The 16,579-nt window shown below is 61.4% G+C and carries 13 protein-coding genes; 11 read left to right on the top strand and 2 right to left on the bottom strand.

Going from position 1 to position 16,579, the window contains the following annotated elements; all coding sequences use genetic code 11:
* The first annotated feature begins 96 nt into the window (after nucleotides 1-96).
* The 9 genes from AC1RO0_RS19970 to AC1RO0_RS19930 all read left to right on the top strand — a co-directional run bounded on the left by AC1RO0_RS19970 (nucleotide 97) and on the right by AC1RO0_RS19930 (nucleotide 12,323).
* Nucleotides 97-3,081 carry a 2-oxoglutarate dehydrogenase E1 component gene (locus AC1RO0_RS19970; RefSeq protein ID WP_498594548.1) on the top strand — a complete coding sequence of 995 codons (2,985 nt, stop codon included), beginning with the start codon at nucleotides 97-99 and terminating at the stop codon, nucleotides 3,079-3,081.
* Nucleotides 3,082-3,309: 228 nt separating this feature from the next.
* Complete coding sequence (odhB, locus tag AC1RO0_RS19965; RefSeq protein WP_498594547.1) at nucleotides 3,310-4,545, top strand: 2-oxoglutarate dehydrogenase complex dihydrolipoyllysine-residue succinyltransferase; 1,236 nt, start codon at nucleotides 3,310-3,312, stop codon at nucleotides 4,543-4,545.
* 14 nt (nucleotides 4,546-4,559) lie between these two features.
* Complete coding sequence (locus AC1RO0_RS19960) at nucleotides 4,560-5,309, top strand: DUF4241 domain-containing protein (protein WP_498594546.1); 750 nt, start codon at nucleotides 4,560-4,562, stop codon at nucleotides 5,307-5,309.
* Entirely contained in the window at nucleotides 5,309-5,812 is a 504-nt protein-coding gene (locus AC1RO0_RS19955; protein WP_498594545.1) for a hypothetical protein, read from the top strand. Before AC1RO0_RS19960 ends, AC1RO0_RS19955 begins: the two co-directional genes overlap by 1 nt.
* Complete coding sequence (locus tag AC1RO0_RS19950; protein WP_498594544.1) at nucleotides 5,809-6,564, top strand: SDR family oxidoreductase; 756 nt, start codon at nucleotides 5,809-5,811, stop codon at nucleotides 6,562-6,564. The genes AC1RO0_RS19955 and AC1RO0_RS19950 overlap by 4 nt, the downstream gene beginning before the upstream one ends.
* Before the next feature lie 18 nt (nucleotides 6,565-6,582).
* Entirely contained in the window at nucleotides 6,583-7,221 is a 639-nt protein-coding gene (locus AC1RO0_RS19945; protein ID WP_037218930.1) for a LysE family translocator, read from the top strand.
* A 109-nt stretch (nucleotides 7,222-7,330) separates the two neighbouring features.
* Nucleotides 7,331-8,737 carry a dihydrolipoyl dehydrogenase gene (gene lpdA / locus AC1RO0_RS19940; protein WP_498594543.1) on the top strand — a complete coding sequence of 469 codons (1,407 nt, stop codon included), beginning with the start codon at nucleotides 7,331-7,333 and terminating at the stop codon, nucleotides 8,735-8,737.
* A 117-nt stretch (nucleotides 8,738-8,854) separates the two neighbouring features.
* A complete protein-coding gene (locus tag AC1RO0_RS19935) occupies nucleotides 8,855-11,716 on the top strand; it encodes a M16 family metallopeptidase (RefSeq protein ID WP_498594542.1) in 2,862 nt (953 codons plus the stop codon).
* 103 nt (nucleotides 11,717-11,819) lie between these two features.
* On the top strand, nucleotides 11,820-12,323 hold the full coding sequence (locus AC1RO0_RS19930) for a DUF2867 domain-containing protein (RefSeq protein ID WP_498594541.1): 504 nt from the start codon (nucleotides 11,820-11,822) through the stop codon (nucleotides 12,321-12,323).
* Here the strand turns inward: AC1RO0_RS19930 and AC1RO0_RS19925 are convergent.
* Nucleotides 12,310-13,401, bottom strand: a complete 1,092-nt coding sequence (locus tag AC1RO0_RS19925; protein ID WP_498594540.1) for a TraB/GumN family protein — start codon at nucleotides 13,399-13,401, stop codon at nucleotides 12,310-12,312. The two genes, AC1RO0_RS19930 and AC1RO0_RS19925, sit on opposite strands and share 14 nt — an antisense overlap.
* Before the next feature lie 134 nt (nucleotides 13,402-13,535).
* Entirely contained in the window at nucleotides 13,536-14,471 is a 936-nt protein-coding gene (locus AC1RO0_RS19920) for a tyrosine recombinase XerC (protein WP_498594726.1), read from the bottom strand.
* A 243-nt stretch (nucleotides 14,472-14,714) separates the two neighbouring features.
* Here AC1RO0_RS19920 and AC1RO0_RS19915 point away from each other — a divergent pair, with 243 nt between their 5' ends.
* Nucleotides 14,715-15,671: a GNAT family N-acetyltransferase gene (locus AC1RO0_RS19915; RefSeq protein ID WP_498594539.1), complete on the top strand. Its 957-nt coding sequence runs from the start codon at nucleotides 14,715-14,717 to the stop codon at nucleotides 15,669-15,671.
* Nucleotides 15,668-16,396: a nucleoside/nucleotide kinase family protein gene (locus tag AC1RO0_RS19910; protein WP_498594538.1), complete on the top strand. Its 729-nt coding sequence runs from the start codon at nucleotides 15,668-15,670 to the stop codon at nucleotides 16,394-16,396. Before AC1RO0_RS19915 ends, AC1RO0_RS19910 begins: the two co-directional genes overlap by 4 nt.
* The last annotated feature ends 183 nt before the right edge of the window (nucleotides 16,397-16,579 follow it).

Genomic DNA, 16,579 nt, shown 5'->3' with positions numbered 1-16,579 from the left:
GGTCCAAGTGGCCGCGGACGAAATACGGTCGCCGGATGTCCATAAGCCGGCAATGCAAACAAGTCGGGAGGCGGACGAAGGCGTCCGCATATCACCATGGCAAGGCAAGAAGCCAACGAGCAATTTCAGATCACTTCGTTCCTGGACGGTGCGAACGCTGCTTATATAGAGCAGCTTTACGCGCGCTACGAGGAAGACGCATCGTCGGTGTCCGACGAGTGGCGGTCCTTCTTCAAGGCGCTGGAAGACAGTCCCGACGACGTGAAGCGGGCGGCCAAGGGCGCCTCCTGGCAGCGCAAGAATTGGCCGATCCCGGCCAATGGTGAGCTCGTTTCCGCGCTCGACGGCAATTGGGGCATCGTCGAAAAGGTCATCGAGACCAAGGTGAAGGCCAAGGCCGAAGCTCAGGGCAAGCCGGCCGACACCGCCGACGTCCTGCAGGCGACGCGCGATTCCGTCCGCGCCATCATGATGATCCGCGCCTATCGCATGCGCGGCCACCTGCACGCCAAGCTCGACCCGCTCGGCATTGCCGCCGCGGTCGAAGATTACAAGGAGCTGTCGCCGGAAGCTTACGGTTTCACCGAGGCTGACCTTGATCGCAAGATCTTCATCGATAACGTGCTCGGCCTCGAATATGCGAGCGTGCGCGAGATGATCGAGATCCTCGAGCGCACTTACTGTTCGACGCTCGGCGTCGAATTCATGCATATCTCCAATCCGGAAGAGAAGGCCTGGATCCAGGAGCGCATCGAAGGCGTCGATAAGGGTATTGCTTTCAATCCCGAGCGCAAGAAGGCGATCCTGCAGAAGGTCATCGAAGCCGAAGGCTACGAGCAGTTCCTCGACGTCAAGTTCAAGGGCACCAAGCGTTTCGGCCTCGACGGCGGTGAATCGCTGATCCCGGCGCTGGAGCAGATCCTGAAGAGCGGCAGCCAGCTCGGCCTCAGGGAAGCTCTGTTCGGCATGGCCCATCGCGGCCGCCTGAACGTGCTTTCGCAGGTCATGGGCAAGCCGCACCGCGCGATCTTCCACGAGTTCAAGGGCGGTTCCTACGCGCCGGACGAAGTCGAAGGCTCTGGTGACGTCAAGTACCATCTCGGCGCCTCCTCGGACCGCGATTTTGACGGCAACAAGGTGCACGTTTCGCTGACCGCCAATCCGTCGCATCTGGAAATCGTCAATCCGGTGGTCATGGGCAAGGCCCGCGCCAAGCAGGATATGGGCGCTACCCAGTGGGATGGCGACATCATTCCGCTGTCCGAGCGCGCCAAGGTCGTGCCGCTCCTGATCCATGGTGACGCTGCTTTCGCCGGCCAGGGCGTGGTTGCCGAAATCCTCGGCCTGTCGGGCCTGCGCGGCCATCGCGTTGCCGGCACGATGCATGTCATCATCAACAACCAGATTGGCTTTACCACCAATCCGGCCTTCTCGCGCTCGTCGCCCTATCCGTCCGACGTCGCCAAGATGATCGAAGCGCCGATCTTCCATGTGAACGGCGACGATCCGGAAGCTGTTGTTTATGCGGCCAAGATCGCCACCGAATTCCGCATGAAGTTCCACAAGCCTGTGGTCCTCGACCTGTTCTGCTACCGCCGCTACGGCCACAATGAAGGCGATGAACCGTCCTTCACGCAGCCGAACATGTATAAGGTCATCCGCGCCCACAAGACGGTCCTGCAGCTCTATTCGCAGCGGCTGGTCGCAGAAGGCGTCCTGACCGATGGCGAAGTCGAAAAGATGAAGGCCGACTGGCGCGCCCATCTCGAGCAGGAGTTCGAGGCCGGCCAGCATTACAAGCCGAACAAGGCCGACTGGCTTGATGGCGAGTGGTCGGGCCTGCATGCGGCTGACAACGCCGACGAGCAGCGCCGCGGCAAGACCGCCGTGCCGATGAAGACGCTGAAAGAGATCGGTCGCAAGCTGTCGGAAATCCCGGCTGGCTTCCACGCGCACCGCACCATCCAGCGTTTCATGGAAAACCGCGCCAACATGGTGCAGAGCGGTGAAGGCATCGACTGGGCGATGGCGGAAGCGCTGGCTTTCGGCGCGCTTGTCATCGAAGGCCACAAGATCCGCCTGTCCGGCCAGGATTGCGAACGCGGCACGTTCTCGCAGCGTCATTCGGTTCTCTACGATCAGGAAACTGAAGAGCGCTACATTCCGCTCGCCAACCTGTCGCCGACCCAGGCCCGCTACGAAGTCATCAACTCGATGCTGTCCGAAGAAGCGGTTCTCGGTTTCGAATACGGTTATTCGCTGGCGCGCCCGAACGCGTTGACGCTCTGGGAAGCCCAGTTCGGCGACTTCGCCAACGGTGCGCAGGTTGTCTTCGACCAGTTCATCTCGTCGGGCGAACGCAAGTGGCTGCGCATGTCCGGTCTCGTCTGCCTGCTGCCGCATGGCTATGAAGGCCAAGGTCCGGAACACTCCTCGGCCCGCCTCGAGCGCTTCTTGCAGCTTTGCGCTGAAGACAACATGCAAGTCGCCAACGTTACGACGCCGGCTAACTACTTCCACATCCTGCGCCGTCAGCTGAAGCGCGATTTCCGCAAGCCGCTGATCCTGATGACGCCAAAGTCGCTGCTGCGCCACAAGCGCGCGGTGTCGAGCCTGGCGGAGATGGCGGGGGAATCTTCCTTCCATCGCCTGCTCTGGGACGATGCGGAAGTGATCAAGGACGGCCCGATCAAGCTGCAGAAGGACAACAAGATCCGTCGCGTCGTCATCTGCTCGGGCAAGGTCTATTACGACCTGCTGGAAGAGCGCGAAAAGCGCGGCATCGACGATATCTACCTGCTGCGCATCGAACAGCTCTACCCGTTCCCGGCCAAGGCGCTGATCAATGAGCTCAGCCGCTTCCGCAATGCGGAGATGGTCTGGTGCCAGGAAGAGCCGAAGAACATGGGCGCATGGTCCTTCATCGATCCTTATCTGGAGTGGGTGCTTGCCCATATCGATGCCAAGTACCAGCGCGTTCGCTACACCGGCCGTCCGGCCGCCGCCTCTCCGGCGACGGGCCTGATGTCCAAGCACCTGTCGCAGCTGGCGGCATTCCTCGAGGATGCGCTCGGCGGTTAAGCAAGGGGTTGCGCGATGGCCTATTTTCATCTGAAACTTGTGCCATCGCGCTCCGGCTTTCCGCATGACGCCACAGGGGAGGAGATGGCCGCCATGCCTTCAAAGCCTATGGTGCCTTCGGTATGAGCGTTATCGACCCCGAAAATGCCGATACTCTCGATCATTCCCCGGCCATCTGTCGCCGGAAATTCTATCTAACTCATAAGACGAAAAATCAGGATCTGAACAATGGCCACTGAAATCCGCGTTCCTACCCTCGGCGAGTCCGTCAGCGAAGCGACCGTCGGCACCTGGTTCAAGAAGGTCGGCGACGCCATCAAGGTCGACGAGCCGATTGTCGAGCTGGAAACCGACAAGGTGACGATCGAAGTTCCCTCGCCGATTGCCGGCACGCTGTCCGAAATCGTCGCCCAGGCCGGTGAGACCGTCGGTCTCGGCGCGCTGCTCGGCCAGATCTCGGCGGGCAACGGCGCTGCCGCTGCTCCGGCCGCTGCCGCGCCTGCCGCAGCACCCGCTCCGGCTGCTGCTGCCCCGGTCGCCGCACCTGCTGTTTCCGCTCCGGCTTCCTCCATGCCGCCGGCACCCGCCGCCGCCAAGCTGCTTGCTGAAAGCAATGTCTCCGCCGATCAGGTCGATGGCAGCGGCAAGCGCGGTCAGGTCCTGAAGGGCGATGTCATCGCTGCTGTCGCCAAGGCCGCTTCGGCGCCTGCCGCCGTACCGGCCGCTCCGGTTGCCGCCCGCGCGCCGACGACGGTCGAAGACGCCGGTCGCGAAGAGCGCGTCAAGATGACCCGCCTGCGCCAGACGATTGCTCGTCGCCTCAAGGATGCGCAGAACACGGCCGCCATGCTCACCACCTACAACGAGGTGGACATGAAGGCCGTCATGGACCTGCGCAACAAGTACAAGGACGTCTTCGAAAAGAAGCATGGCGTGAAGCTCGGCTTCATGGGCTTCTTCACCAAGGCCGTGACCCATGCGCTGAAGGAACTCCCGGCCGTCAACGCCGAGATCGACGGCACCGACATCGTCTACAAGAACTACTGCCACATCGGCATGGCCGTCGGCACCGACAAGGGACTCGTGGTTCCGGTCATTCGCGATGCCGACCAGATGTCGATCGCCGAAGTCGAGAAGGAGCTTGGCCGTCTGGCGAAGGCTGCTCGCGATGGCACGCTGTCGATGGCCGATATGCAAGGCGGCACCTTCACCATCACCAATGGCGGTGTCTACGGTTCGCTGATGTCCTCGCCGATCCTGAATGCGCCGCAGTCGGGCATTCTCGGCATGCACAAGATCCAGGAACGTCCGGTCGCCATCGGCGGTCAGGTCGTCATCCGTCCGATGATGTATCTGGCGCTCTCCTATGACCACCGCATGGTCGACGGCAAGGAAGCCGTGACCTTCCTCGTGCGCGTCAAGGAAAGCCTGGAAGATCCGGAACGTCTCGTTCTCGATCTCTAAGGGAGCGCTGGCTCATGTGGACATGGCCCATGCGGACGATGCGCGGACTTTTGTGTGCCGTCGCCGCATGGTTGCCATCGCCGGCCGTCGCGGATGATCTCGACGCGGCAAAGCTCAGTAGCAATCTCGATCTGGCGTCGCTCAGCGACGCCGATCTTGCCTCAAGGTCGATCACGCCCTTCCATATGGGCGATGTCGAACTGACTTCAGGCCGCATCGTCGCCAGTGATCCACTGGTCGGGCCGGATCGCCCGGCTTTCGTCAGGACCGTTTCCCCCGGCAACTATCCCGTGACACTCTATCAAGCCTTCGGCCGCATTGCCGCCGCCAGCCTGCGCTTTGCCGATGGCAAGCCGGTGCGCTGGGAGTTGGCGGTGATTGCCGGTCAGGATATCAAGTCGCTGAAGGGCGACGAGTTCTTCGGCTATCCGGTCGATGCCGGTCTTGGCTGCTATATGGACGCCGATACCTATGCCTTGATCCAGGAGCGGGAGCAGCAAGTCCGCACGGAAAAATCCTCTTCCGACATCAATTATTACGACGATGTCCTGGCGCCTGAGATCAAGGTGCATGACGACAAATACGTCATGCACCGGCCGGTAGCCGGCAAGCGCGGCAATGTCGCGGTCTTCTGGAGCGGCTGGGGCGACGGTTTCTATCCCGTCTTCTGGGGTCTCGATGCCAATGGCCGTCCACTCGTGCTGTTTACGGATTTCGGGGTGACCGAAAATGCGGACGGCCGGCGCGAGCCGGGGAGCGAGTGATGGCAAGATTGGCCCCCCTGCACTGGGCGATGATGGTGTTAATGACGATCCCTACGCTGGCGCACGCGGATGAATGCGCGCAGGAAAAGGCTGTCTATGGCGACATGGACGATGCCTATGAGCTGCGTTTCGAGCCGGCAGGTTCGGCGGCGGCCGTCAGCAACAAATTCAAATTCGCGGTCCGCAACACGTCGATCGTCGCGGAAGGCGTGATCATGCGCTCGGACGATGGACCGCACGCCAATGGCACGATCATGTTCAATTGCCCTGATGGCGACGTGACGGGTGCCGATCTGCGCGCCTGCACCGTCTGGCAGGGCATGATCTATGCCTCGGATATGAAGGGTGATATCAGCGCGCTGCCGACAGAGGGCGCAGGTGCCGCGGCACGGCTGTTCCTGCCGGCGCTCGGGCCTTCGATCCGGCAATCCATTATCTGGGGCGCAGGCAAGGCGACCGTTGCTCCCTGGGATGTCCTGACCTTGAAAGGATGCGACGGATGACCGACAAATCTCCTGTTCTTCTCGTCACCGGCGGCAGCCGCGGTATCGGTGCCGCAGTCTCGATAGCCGCTGCCCGGCAGGGTTGGACCGTGGCCGTCAACTACGCCTCCAACAAGGTGGCTGCTGAGACGGTGGTCGCTACGATCCGGGATGGCGGCGGCGAGGCGATCGCGATTGCCGGTGATGTCGGCGTGGCCAACGATATCCAGGCGATCTTTTCCGCCGTTGACGAGCATTTCGGCCGGCTGGACGGTCTCGTCAACAATGCCGGAATTGTCGATGTGCCGCAGCGTATCGACGAAATGACGCCCGAGCGGCTTGAGCGCATGTTCCGCATCAACATCACCGGCTCGATCCTCTGCGCCGGGCAGGCCGTGCGCCGCATGTCGACCCGTCATGGCGGCAAGGGCGGAGCGATCGTCAATATCTCGTCGATGGCGGCGACCCTGGGCTCGGCCGGCCAATATGTCGACTACGCCGCCTCCAAGGGCGCGATCGACACTTTTACCATCGGGCTGGCGCGCGAAGTCGTGACGGAAGGCATTCGCGTTAATGCGGTGCGTCCGGGGATCATCGATACTGATATCCATGCCTCCGGCGGGTTGCCGGACCGCGTGCGTGACTTGAGCCCGATCATTCCGATGCAGCGGGCCGGCACCGCGGATGAAGTTGCCGATGCGGTCCTCTACCTATTGAGCCATCAGGCATCCTATATAACCGGCTCAATCCTCAATGTGAGCGGCGGTCGTTAAGCGAAGAAGGCGAACACTATGCAATATGTTTGGGAATTCCTCGGCCTGATGGCCGTATTTTCGATCTTCATCGTCGTTCCGGGCGCCGACTTTGCGGTGATCCTGCGCCAGAGCATCGTGCATGGCCGCCGCGCGGCGATGATGACCGGCCTCGGCATGGGCTTCTCGCTGCTCTTCCACATCAGCTACACCATCCTCGGCCTCGGCCTGATCGTCTCGCAATCGCTGATGCTGTTCAGTGCGATCAAATGGGCCGGCGTTCTCTATCTCGTCTATCTCGGCATCAAGTCCTTCCGCGAGCCGGGCTTCAAGGTCAAGGAAATCGAGATCACTGACGAGGACCGCAAGCCGGTTTCCGTCTGGCGCTGCCTGGCGACGGGCTTCATCACCAATGCGCTCAATCCGAAGCCGGTGCTGTTCTTCCTGTCGCTGTTTTCGACGCTCGTGCATCACGACACGCCGGCGCTGATCCAGTTCAGCTATGGCATCGGCATGGCGACGGCGCTGGTCGCCTGGTTTGCCGGCGTTTCCATTTTCTTCACCGTCAAGCCGATCCGCGATCGCTTCATCGCCAGCGGCAAATGGTTCAACCGCATCACCGGGGCCGCACTTGTCGGCTTCGGCATCCGCCTCGCCATGGCGCGGGCGGCCGACTAACTCGAGCATGATCCCGAAAAGTGTGCAGCGGTTTTCGGATAAGATCATGCTTAATCAAATAATTTGAGCGTCATGACGCTCTAGAGATACAAAACAAGGAAATTAAGCCATGTCCTACGATGTGATCATTATCGGAACCGGCCCCGGCGGCTATGTCTGCGCCGTCAAGGCCGCACAGCTCGGCCTCAAGGTCGCGGTCATTGAAAAGCGCGCCACCTATGGCGGCACCTGCCTCAACGTCGGCTGCATCCCGTCCAAGGCGCTGCTGCACGCGTCCGAAGTGTTCCATCATGCCGGCCATGGCATGGATGCGCTCGGCGTCGAAGTCTCCACGCCGACGCTCAACCTTCCGAAGATGCTGGCGCACAAGGATGCGACCGTGAAGTCGAACGTCGATGGCGTCGCCTTCCTCTTCAAGAAGAACAAGATCGATACCTTCCAGGGCACCGGCAAGATCGTTTCCGCCGGCAAGGTTTCCGTGACGGCGGAAGACGGCAAGGTGACCGAGGTCGAGGGCAAGAACATCGTCATCGCCACCGGCTCCGACGTTGCCGGCATTCCGGGCGTGCCGCTCGAAATCGATGAGAAGGTGATCATCTCGTCCACGGGCGGCATCGCGCTCGACAAGGTGCCGGAAAATCTGGTCGTTGTCGGCGGCGGTGTTATCGGCCTCGAGCTCGGCTCGGTCTGGTCGCGCCTCGGCTCCAAGGTCACCGTCGTCGAATATCTCGACAACATCCTCGGCGGCATGGACGGCGAAGTCTCCAAGCAGTTCCAGCGCCTGCTCGCCAAGCAGGGCATCACCTTCCATCTCGGCGCCAAGGTTGTCGGCGTCGAAAAGGTCGGCAAGGGCGCAAAGGTCACCTTCGAGCCCGTCAAGGGCGGCGATAAGGTGGTGCTCGATGCCGATGTCGTGCTGGTCTCCACCGGTCGCAAGCCCTACACGGCCGGCCTTGGCCTCGAAGAAGCCGGCGTTGCGCTCGACAATCGCGGCCGCGTCGAAATCGATGGTCACTTCAAGACCAATGTCCCCGGCATCTACGCCATCGGCGACGTGGTGAAGGGTCCGATGCTGGCGCACAAGGCGGAAGACGAGGGTGTGGCGCTTGCCGAAATCCTCGCCGGCCAGGCGGGCCATGTGAACTACGACGTCATTCCGAGCGTCGTCTACACGCAGCCGGAAGTCGCCTCCGTCGGCAAGACCGAGGAAGAGCTGAAGGCAGCGGGCATCGCCTACAAGGTCGGCAAGTTCCCGTTCTCCGCCAACGGCCGCGCTCGCGCCATGCTGGCGACGGACGGCTTCGTCAAGATCCTGGCGGACAAGGAAACCGACCGCGTTCTCGGCGGCCATATCGTCGGCTTCGGCGCCGGTGAGATGATCCACGAGATCACCGTGCTGATGGAATTCGGCGGTTCGTCGGAAGATCTCGGCCGCACCTGCCATGCGCATCCGACCATGTCGGAAGCCGTGAAGGAAGCCGCACTCGCGACCTTCTTCAAGCCGATCCATATGTAAAAATCGGCGCTCCGACTGGGCTTGAGGGCTGGGATTGCAATGCACCTGCGATGATGCGATGAACGGGGAACTCTCGTGCACCGCATCATCGAAGCTCTCCTTACAATCGAAGCAAGCATGTCACGCCAAGCCCCAGTCGCTGCCGCATTTCTGCAATTTTTCATGGTCATGGCGCTCACGGTCCTTGTGACCGGAGCGCTGCCGGCTCGCGCCGAAGTGCCGGCCGCTGGCTGGCCGCAAGCCACCAGCGACCTGCCGGCCGAATCCGGTGTTCGCTTTGGCACACTGCCCAACGGCATGCGCTTCGCCGTCATGCACAACGCGACGCCCTCGGGGCAGGTGGCGATCCGGTTTCGTATGGCGACCGGCTCGCTCCAGGAGAATGACGACCAGCAGGGGCTGGCGCATTTTCTTGAGCATATGGCCTTCAAGGGCTCGACCCATGTGCCCGAAGGCGAGATGATTCCGACTCTTCAGCGCCTCGGCCTGGCCTTCGGTCCGGATACCAATGCCTCCACCGGCTATAACGAGACTGTCTACGCACTCGATCTCCCGGAGGCCAAGGCCGATACGGTTTCGACTGGCCTGAAGCTGATGCGCGAGACGGCAAGCGAACTCACGCTCGATGCCGGAGCCTTTGATCGCGAGCGCGGTGTCATCCTCTCCGAAGAGAAGCTGCGTGATACGCCACAATATCGCGGCGGCATCGGCTTCATGAATCTGCTGCTGCCGGGTCAGCGCGTGCCCTTGCGGCCGCCGATCGGCAAGACAGACATCATCCGCAATGCGCCCGTCGACCTGGTGCGGGATTATTACCGTGCCAATTACCGCCCGGATCGCGCCACCCTGATCGTCGTCGGCGATATCGATGCGGCGGCGATCGAAGCCGATATTCGCAATCGTTTCGGCAATTGGACGGCGGCGACGCCGGCGCCGGCCGAGCCCGATCTCGGTGTCCTTGAAAAGCAGGGACAGCGGGTAGGAACCGTCGTCGTGCCGGGCGGTGCGACCCGCGTGCAGATCGCCTGGACCCATCCCTATGATGCGTCCCCGGACAGCATCGCCAAGCGTCGGGCGGATTTGGTCGAGAATATCGGTCTTGCCGTGCTCAACCGGCGTTTGTCCTTTTTGGCGCAGCAGCCCAACCCGCCCTTTGTCAGCGCACAGGCGGGATCGCAGGATCTCTACAAGTCCGCTCACGTCGCGATGATTGCCGCCGATTCCGATCCCGACAAATGGCAGGCGGCGCTTGTGGCCATCGATCAGGAGCAGCGCCGTATTGCCCAGTTCGGCGCCGAGCAGAGCGAGATCGATCGCGAAATCACTGAATATCGTTCGATGCTACAGGCAGCGGCGGGCGGTGCGGCGACGCGCGCAAGCCCGGACATCGCCACAACGCTGGCCTGGAGCACGGGCGAGAACCTGGTTTTCACCTCGCCGGCGGACGACCTCTCGCTCTTCGACGCCGCAATGAAGGGCCTGACCGCGGATGAGGTCAACCGAACGCTCCAGAGCGTCTTTGCCGGCAATGGTCCGCTGCTGGTGCTGCAAGTCCCGCAAATGCCCGATGGCGGTATCGCGACCGTCGAAAAGGCCTATGCCGGTTCGCGTGCCGTGGCTGTTGCTGCGCCGGAACAGGCGGCGTCCGCCGTCTGGCCCTACAGCGATTTCGGACCGCCGGGGGCTGTTGTCGAGCAGCACGCGGTCGATGATCTCGGCGTCACGATGGTCCGCTTTGCCAATGGAGTCAGGCTGACCGTCAAGCCGACGACATTTCGCGCGAATGAAGTGCTGGTCCGTGCCAATATCGGTCGCGGCCGGCTTGATCTGCCGCATGATCGCCCGCTGCCGATCTGGGCGGCACCGGCCATGTCGCTTTCCGGTTTGAAGGCGATCAGCTACGACGACATGCAGAAAGCTCTGGCCGGCAATGTCGTCGGCAACGATTTTTCCATTCAGGACGGTGCCTTCCGATTCGAAGGGGCCACGCGGCCGGACGACCTGGCGATGCAATTGCAACTCCTGACGGCCTATGCCTCGGATCCCGCCTATCGTCCCGACGTCTTCAAACGGGTCCAGCAGGCCTATCTGAACAGCCTCCCCCAACTTCAGGCGACCCCCGGTGGGGTCGTCAGCCGCGATCTCGCCGGCCTTTTGCATTCTAACGATCCACGCTGGACCTTCCCCGATCAGGCGCAATTGCGCGACGCCAAGCCGGAAGATTTCGAGGGGCTGTTGCGGCCACTCCTGTCCAATGGGCAGATCGAAATCATCGTCGTCGGCGATATCAAGGTGGACGACGCAATCCGCATGACCGCGCAGACCTTCGGCGCCTTGCCAAGCCGTCCCAATGCGCAGGAAGAGGCTCGCGGCCTGGATGTGCGTTTTCCGGCACCGACGCCTCAGCCGGTCGAGCGCTTTCAGGACGGGCGAAGCGACAACGCCGCCGCAGTGGTCGCCGCGCCCATCGGTGATTTCCTGTCGGATTTGCCGCGTGCCGCCGCCGCCAATGTTACGGGTGCGATCTTCCAGAATCGTCTGGTCGATCAGTTCCGCGTCGCAGAGGGCGCGACCTACAGCCCGCAGGGCGATGTCGATCTGTCCAGATCAATTCCGGGCTACGGCTTTACCTATGTCTATGTCGAGACAACGCCTGCCAAAGTGGACCACTTCTTCGATCTCGTGGACAAGATCGCCGCCGATCTGCGGGATAGCGACGTCTCGCCGGACGAGCTGACGCGGGCAAAGGCTCCGATGATCGAGGAGATAAAGCGCTCGCAACAGACCAACGGTTACTGGCTGGAGGGCCTGCACGGCGCCCAGACAGACCCTCGGCGCCTCGAGCGGATTCGCAGCAGCATCAATGGCTATCAGTCGATATCAGCGCAGGATATCCGCGCCATCGCGACCACATATTTGAAGCCGGAGATGTTCTGGCGGATGAAAATATTGCCGAGCACCGGATCGGCGGTGCGGTAGTCCCTTTCCGGTTGGCCTGGCGAATTGCCGCAGTCCCTGTTTGTATGCTTCGTCTTCTGTCGATTGTGCTAGGTTGTGGCAATCGAGATAGCGGGTGAAAAAAATGCCGGCAAAGCCGATCATGGTTAAACCACGTATGCCACACCCGGCATTGCCGGGGGCTGATTGGGCGGATTGCTTCGAGCTGCAAGTTCCGACATCGGATTTTACGGCGATCGTTGCTGCGGGCATGATACTCGATCATTTTCCGCTCTGGGTGCGGTCGTTGCTAAGGCTGCGCGACGCGGTGACCGGCATTTTCGGTCTGAAATCCAGCGAATATCGTGCACCGGACGGGCCGGAGATGGTCGGCTTCTTCCCGGTTGTCAGCAAATCGGACAGCCAGGTCGTTCTCGGATTCGATGACAAGCACCTCGATTTCCGCGTCGTGATCGATGTACGGGATGATGGTGAGGGACGCCGGCTCGTCGATACGACGACGCTGGTGAAGCGGAACATCTTGCTTGGCAAGATCTATCTCGCCGTGATCGCCCCGTTCCACCGGCTGATTGTCGAGACGATGATGGCCGACTTCGGGAAACGAATGGGCGCGGTCAGTCGACCTTAGTCACCGTGAAGCCCTGCTTGCGCAGCAGCGCTACCAGTCCCTCGTCTCCGGCCAGATGCAGCGCGCCGACAGCCATGAAGACGTTGCCCTTGGCGAGGATCGGGGCTGCGCGTTCGCCCATCACCTTGTTGCGGTCAAGCACGATGCGCTGCTCGAAGGTGCCGGCGTCGTCGTCGGACAGGTTCTGGTCCGGGTCGATATTCTTCAGCATCGGCATGATCGCGCCGACATTGCCGGCGAGGTAGAGGTCGGTCATGGTTTCGTTGATGTCGTTGATCCTGTCGCCGAGTTCCAGCGTCTGCATCAGCGATTTCAGGTGCAGTTCGATCGGAAGGTCGCTCATTGCCTTGGCCTGTTCGGCGAGCGTCTCCAGGCCCTTGACCTGTTTGCCGCTAGCAGCGGCATCGGCGGCGAGCTTCTGATCGAGGAATTTGACACCAGACGTCTTGCGGCGGATTTCGCAGCCAGTCATCTGGAAGGAGCTTGAAATCAGCCAGGGCTGCATGTGGGAGACGGCGGCAAGCGGCACGCCGCGTTGTTTCAGGGCCGCTTCCAGCCGGGCATTGTCTTCGGGCGATAAATGCTGACCGATGGTCCCGCCGTTCGGCAGCATGGTCAGCGACGGATTGATGAAAAGGGCCGCCGCCGCCTTCTTGTCGTCGAGGATCTCATCGGATTCGACGATAATCGTATCGGCCGCGGCGCTGGCCTCGGCCGCACCCTTCGGCATGGTCGTGACGCGCGTGTCGCTGACATGCATGGTGCCCAGCAGCCAGGAGGGCTTCAGGCCGGGCTTTTCTATCTTCCAGAAGATGCCCTTGCCGTTCGGGACCTTGTCGCCATCGGCAAGGATCGAGGCATATTTTGCGGGGTCGGTCTTTTGCAGCTCCGTCATGAGGTTCTTGCCGCCGCAGCTGTCCGACGCGGTCTCGTCGGCATGCGCCGGTGCCGACAACAACACCGCAATGATCAGCGCGATCACCAGCATCACCGGAAAGGCTGTCGCCAACCACAGGAGAATATCACCGGGCTTCGGTGCCGTCAGCCGCGCCGTCTTGATCCCGAGAGCAGATATCATCCCAACCTTCCGAAAGCCGAATATACGATCCCCGAACGCTGCGAAGCAGCATCCCGACGAGATCATGCCGAAACCGGTCTCTGCTCTACCCGCCCGAAGCGCATATTCCCTTAACGCGAGGGGTTAATGCTTTCTTACGCGCGCGGATGAGCCCGATCGTAGACCTCCAGCAGACGCGACTGATCGACGCCGGTGTAGACCTGGGTCGTCGAGAGGCTGGCATGGCCGAGCAATTCCTGGATCGTGCGCAGGTCACCGCCGCCTGCGAGCAGATGCGTGGCGAAAGAATGACGCAGGGCATGCGGCGTCGCCGTGTCCGGCAGGCCGAACGCGCTGCGCAGCTTCTGCATGCCGCGTTGGATGATGCCCGCATGCAGCTTGCCGCCGCGCGCGCCACGAAAAAGGGGAGAGCCGGCGTCGAGATGATAGGGGCAGATCGCGCGGTATCTTTCGACGGCTTCCACGACGATGGGCAAGAGCGGCACTAGCCGCGTCTTGTTGCCCTTGCCGGTGATGCGCAGCGCGGTCGCGCCGGGGCGGATATCGTCCGGCGTCAGGTCCAGCGCCTCGGAGATGCGCAGGCCGCAGCCATAGAGCAGGGTCAGCACGGCCGCGTCCCGCGCGGCGATCCAGGGTTCGTCATGCAGCTGCGCCTCGTCGCTGACGACGGTGATGGCCTGGGTGTCCGATAGCGGTTTCGGCAGGGACTTCGGCTGCTTCGGCGAGCGCACCGCGCCGGCACCGGCGGCATTCACCAGACCCTTCTTTTCGAGATAGCGCAGGAGTGAACGAAGGCCGGCAAGATTGCGCCCGAGCGAACGCGCGCCGGCGCCATCCTTGCGGCGCGCGGCGAGAAAGCCACGGAAATCGGCGGGCCGCAGCGCCTGGATATCCTTGATGCTTGCCGGGCCGCCAAGATGGCCGGTCAGGAATGTCAGGAACTGCCGGGTGTCGCGCTCATAGGCATCCAGCGTATGGGCGGACAGCCGGCGCTCCTGGCCCAGCACCTCCAACCAGCGGCTGCGCTCGTCCATCAACTTGGGGTCGGCAATGATCAACAACTCGTTCAGTGGAAAACCCCTTGAATTCCAAATTCATTCTGCCACTTTGAAGTGGGGAAGGTTATGGAATCGCTAACAATCCTACTGCGCCGCGCTTCCTTTGCGTGCGGAAAGAACACAGTAGTCCTTTTCAACTGCGTATAAGCTGTTCCTTAAATCAAATCGGATTTAAGTGGTTATACGCGAGGCGCTTGTCATGCTTCGATCATATTCGATTGCGATAGAGTCTAACCCAACCATCCAGGGCATTTCATGGCACGTCGCGGTTCGATAACTGCATTGGGACAACTTGCAGAAGCGATTGCTTTGGTGTCCCAGGGCCAGCCCGGACATATCGTCGATACGCTGATCGCCGAGCGCGGCCAGAAGATCGTTCGCAACCCGCTCTGGCCGGTGATGCGCCCCTTTCTCTATACGCTGCTGCGCTACAACAAGGCGATCGAATTCGCCGATGACGTCGCCAAGCTGCCGGGTTTCCAGTGCTTCGAATATATGAGCGATCTGCTGAAGCTCGATATTGGCGTGACCCATGCCGAGCGTATTCCTGCTTCCGGCGGCTTCATTCTCGTCAGCAACCATCCGACCGGCATTGCCGACGGCGTCGCCGTCTTCGATCTCCTGAAGTCGCGCCGGCCCGACATGATGGTCTTTGCCAATCGTGATGCGGTGCGGGTCAATCCGCGCTTTTCCGAGATGATCATCCCGGTCGAATGGCGCGACGAATACAAGAGCAAGCTGAAGACGCGCGAGACGCTGCAAATCACCAATCGCGCCGTTGCCGAGGGCAAGGTCACTGTGCTCTTCCCGTCCGGCCGCATCGCCTATTGGGCAAACGGCAAGCTTAACGAACGGCCATGGAAGACCTCGGCCGTCGGGCTTGCGCGCAAATATAATCTGCCGATCCTGCCGGTGCATCTGACGGCGCGCAATTCCGGACTGTTCTACTGGTTCGCCAAATGGTCGACGGAGCTGCGCGACATGACGGTGTTCCACGAGCTCCTCAACAAGCGCGGCGACCGCTTCGATTTCCTGATCGGCAATCTGATCCCGGCCGAGCATCTCGACGGCGACGTCAATGAGGTGACCAAGGCGCTGGAGAAGCACACGGTCTTCGATCTGGCTCGTGATGGCGATGCGAGGTTTGTGCCGATCGGCGCGGAGGCTGAGCCTGCGAATATGGTCGCCGAGGTCAGGGAACATTCTGCATGAGCGCTGTTGTCAGCGATGAGGCGTCCTCACTGAGGGCAATCGTGTTGAATGACCTCGCCGTCATGATTGCAAACGTCGAATCGGCGAGGCCCGTTCGCGTTGCGATCGACGGGAGGACGGCATCCGGCAAGACAACGCTGGCGAACGAACTGGCGGATTGCCTCAGGGCCAAAGGCCGGGACGTCATTCGAACGTCGATCGATGGCTTCCACAGGCCAAGAGTGGAACGCTATGCGCGTGGGCGGCATTCCGCCGAGGGCTATTATTACGATGCACGCGACCTTCCGGCCATCAACGCGCTGCTTCTCTCTCCTTTAGGGCCTGGTGGCGATCGCTGGTACCGCACGGCATCATTCGATCTACACAATGATCTGCCGATCGAACAAGATCCGCAATTCGCGCCGGCTGACGCCATCCTCATTGTCGATGGTACGTTTCTCCAACGACCTGAACTGCGTGACGGATGGGACCTGGCGATCTTCGTCGAAACTTCGGAACGTGTCTCCGAACAACGGGGCATGGATCGTGACACCGCGCATCTGGGAGGAGCCGAGGCCACACGTCAGCTGTATGCCGATCGCTATCGGCCGGCCTTTAATCTCTATGAGCGCTCGTGCACGCCTGCTTCTGCTGCCGATGCAATTTTTAACAACGATAATTTTGACCAGCCTGCCCTCCGGGTTCGTGGAAATGGCAGGCTTTCAGCGGTATCGCGAAATCTCTGATATTCACGGAACTCGGTAGCAGATGCCATTAACCGCGACGGGGCATTTATGGCAACTTTGCGCCAACACCGGACATTGCGGCCTGCGCAAAACATCCTATTCTGCGATGTCGCAAAGCCCGGAAAACAAGTGACACTTTAATTCGAAATTTCGCGACTGACCAATGGCCAGATTAGGTACACC

The sequence above is a fragment of the Rhizobium sp. GW821-FHT14E12 genome (genome assembly GCF_058803745.1).
This window is presented reverse-complemented; position numbering and strand designations above follow the sequence as displayed.

Coding starts and splice junctions, on each gene's coding strand:
- AC1RO0_RS19970 (WP_498594548.1), top strand. CDS start 97: ATGGCAAGGCAAGAAGCCAACGAGCAATTTCAGATCACTTCGTTCCTG.
- odhB (WP_498594547.1), top strand. CDS start 3,310: ATGGCCACTGAAATCCGCGTTCCTACCCTCGGCGAGTCCGTCAGCGAA.
- AC1RO0_RS19960 (WP_498594546.1), top strand. CDS start 4,560: ATGTGGACATGGCCCATGCGGACGATGCGCGGACTTTTGTGTGCCGTC.
- AC1RO0_RS19955 (WP_498594545.1), top strand. CDS start 5,309: ATGGCAAGATTGGCCCCCCTGCACTGGGCGATGATGGTGTTAATGACG.
- AC1RO0_RS19950 (WP_498594544.1), top strand. CDS start 5,809: ATGACCGACAAATCTCCTGTTCTTCTCGTCACCGGCGGCAGCCGCGGT.
- AC1RO0_RS19945 (WP_037218930.1), top strand. CDS start 6,583: ATGCAATATGTTTGGGAATTCCTCGGCCTGATGGCCGTATTTTCGATC.
- lpdA (WP_498594543.1), top strand. CDS start 7,331: ATGTCCTACGATGTGATCATTATCGGAACCGGCCCCGGCGGCTATGTC.
- AC1RO0_RS19935 (WP_498594542.1), top strand. CDS start 8,855: ATGTCACGCCAAGCCCCAGTCGCTGCCGCATTTCTGCAATTTTTCATG.
- AC1RO0_RS19930 (WP_498594541.1), top strand. CDS start 11,820: ATGCCGGCAAAGCCGATCATGGTTAAACCACGTATGCCACACCCGGCA.
- AC1RO0_RS19925 (WP_498594540.1), bottom strand. CDS start 13,401: ATGATATCTGCTCTCGGGATCAAGACGGCGCGGCTGACGGCACCGAAG.
- AC1RO0_RS19915 (WP_498594539.1), top strand. CDS start 14,715: ATGGCACGTCGCGGTTCGATAACTGCATTGGGACAACTTGCAGAAGCG.
- AC1RO0_RS19910 (WP_498594538.1), top strand. CDS start 15,668: ATGAGCGCTGTTGTCAGCGATGAGGCGTCCTCACTGAGGGCAATCGTG.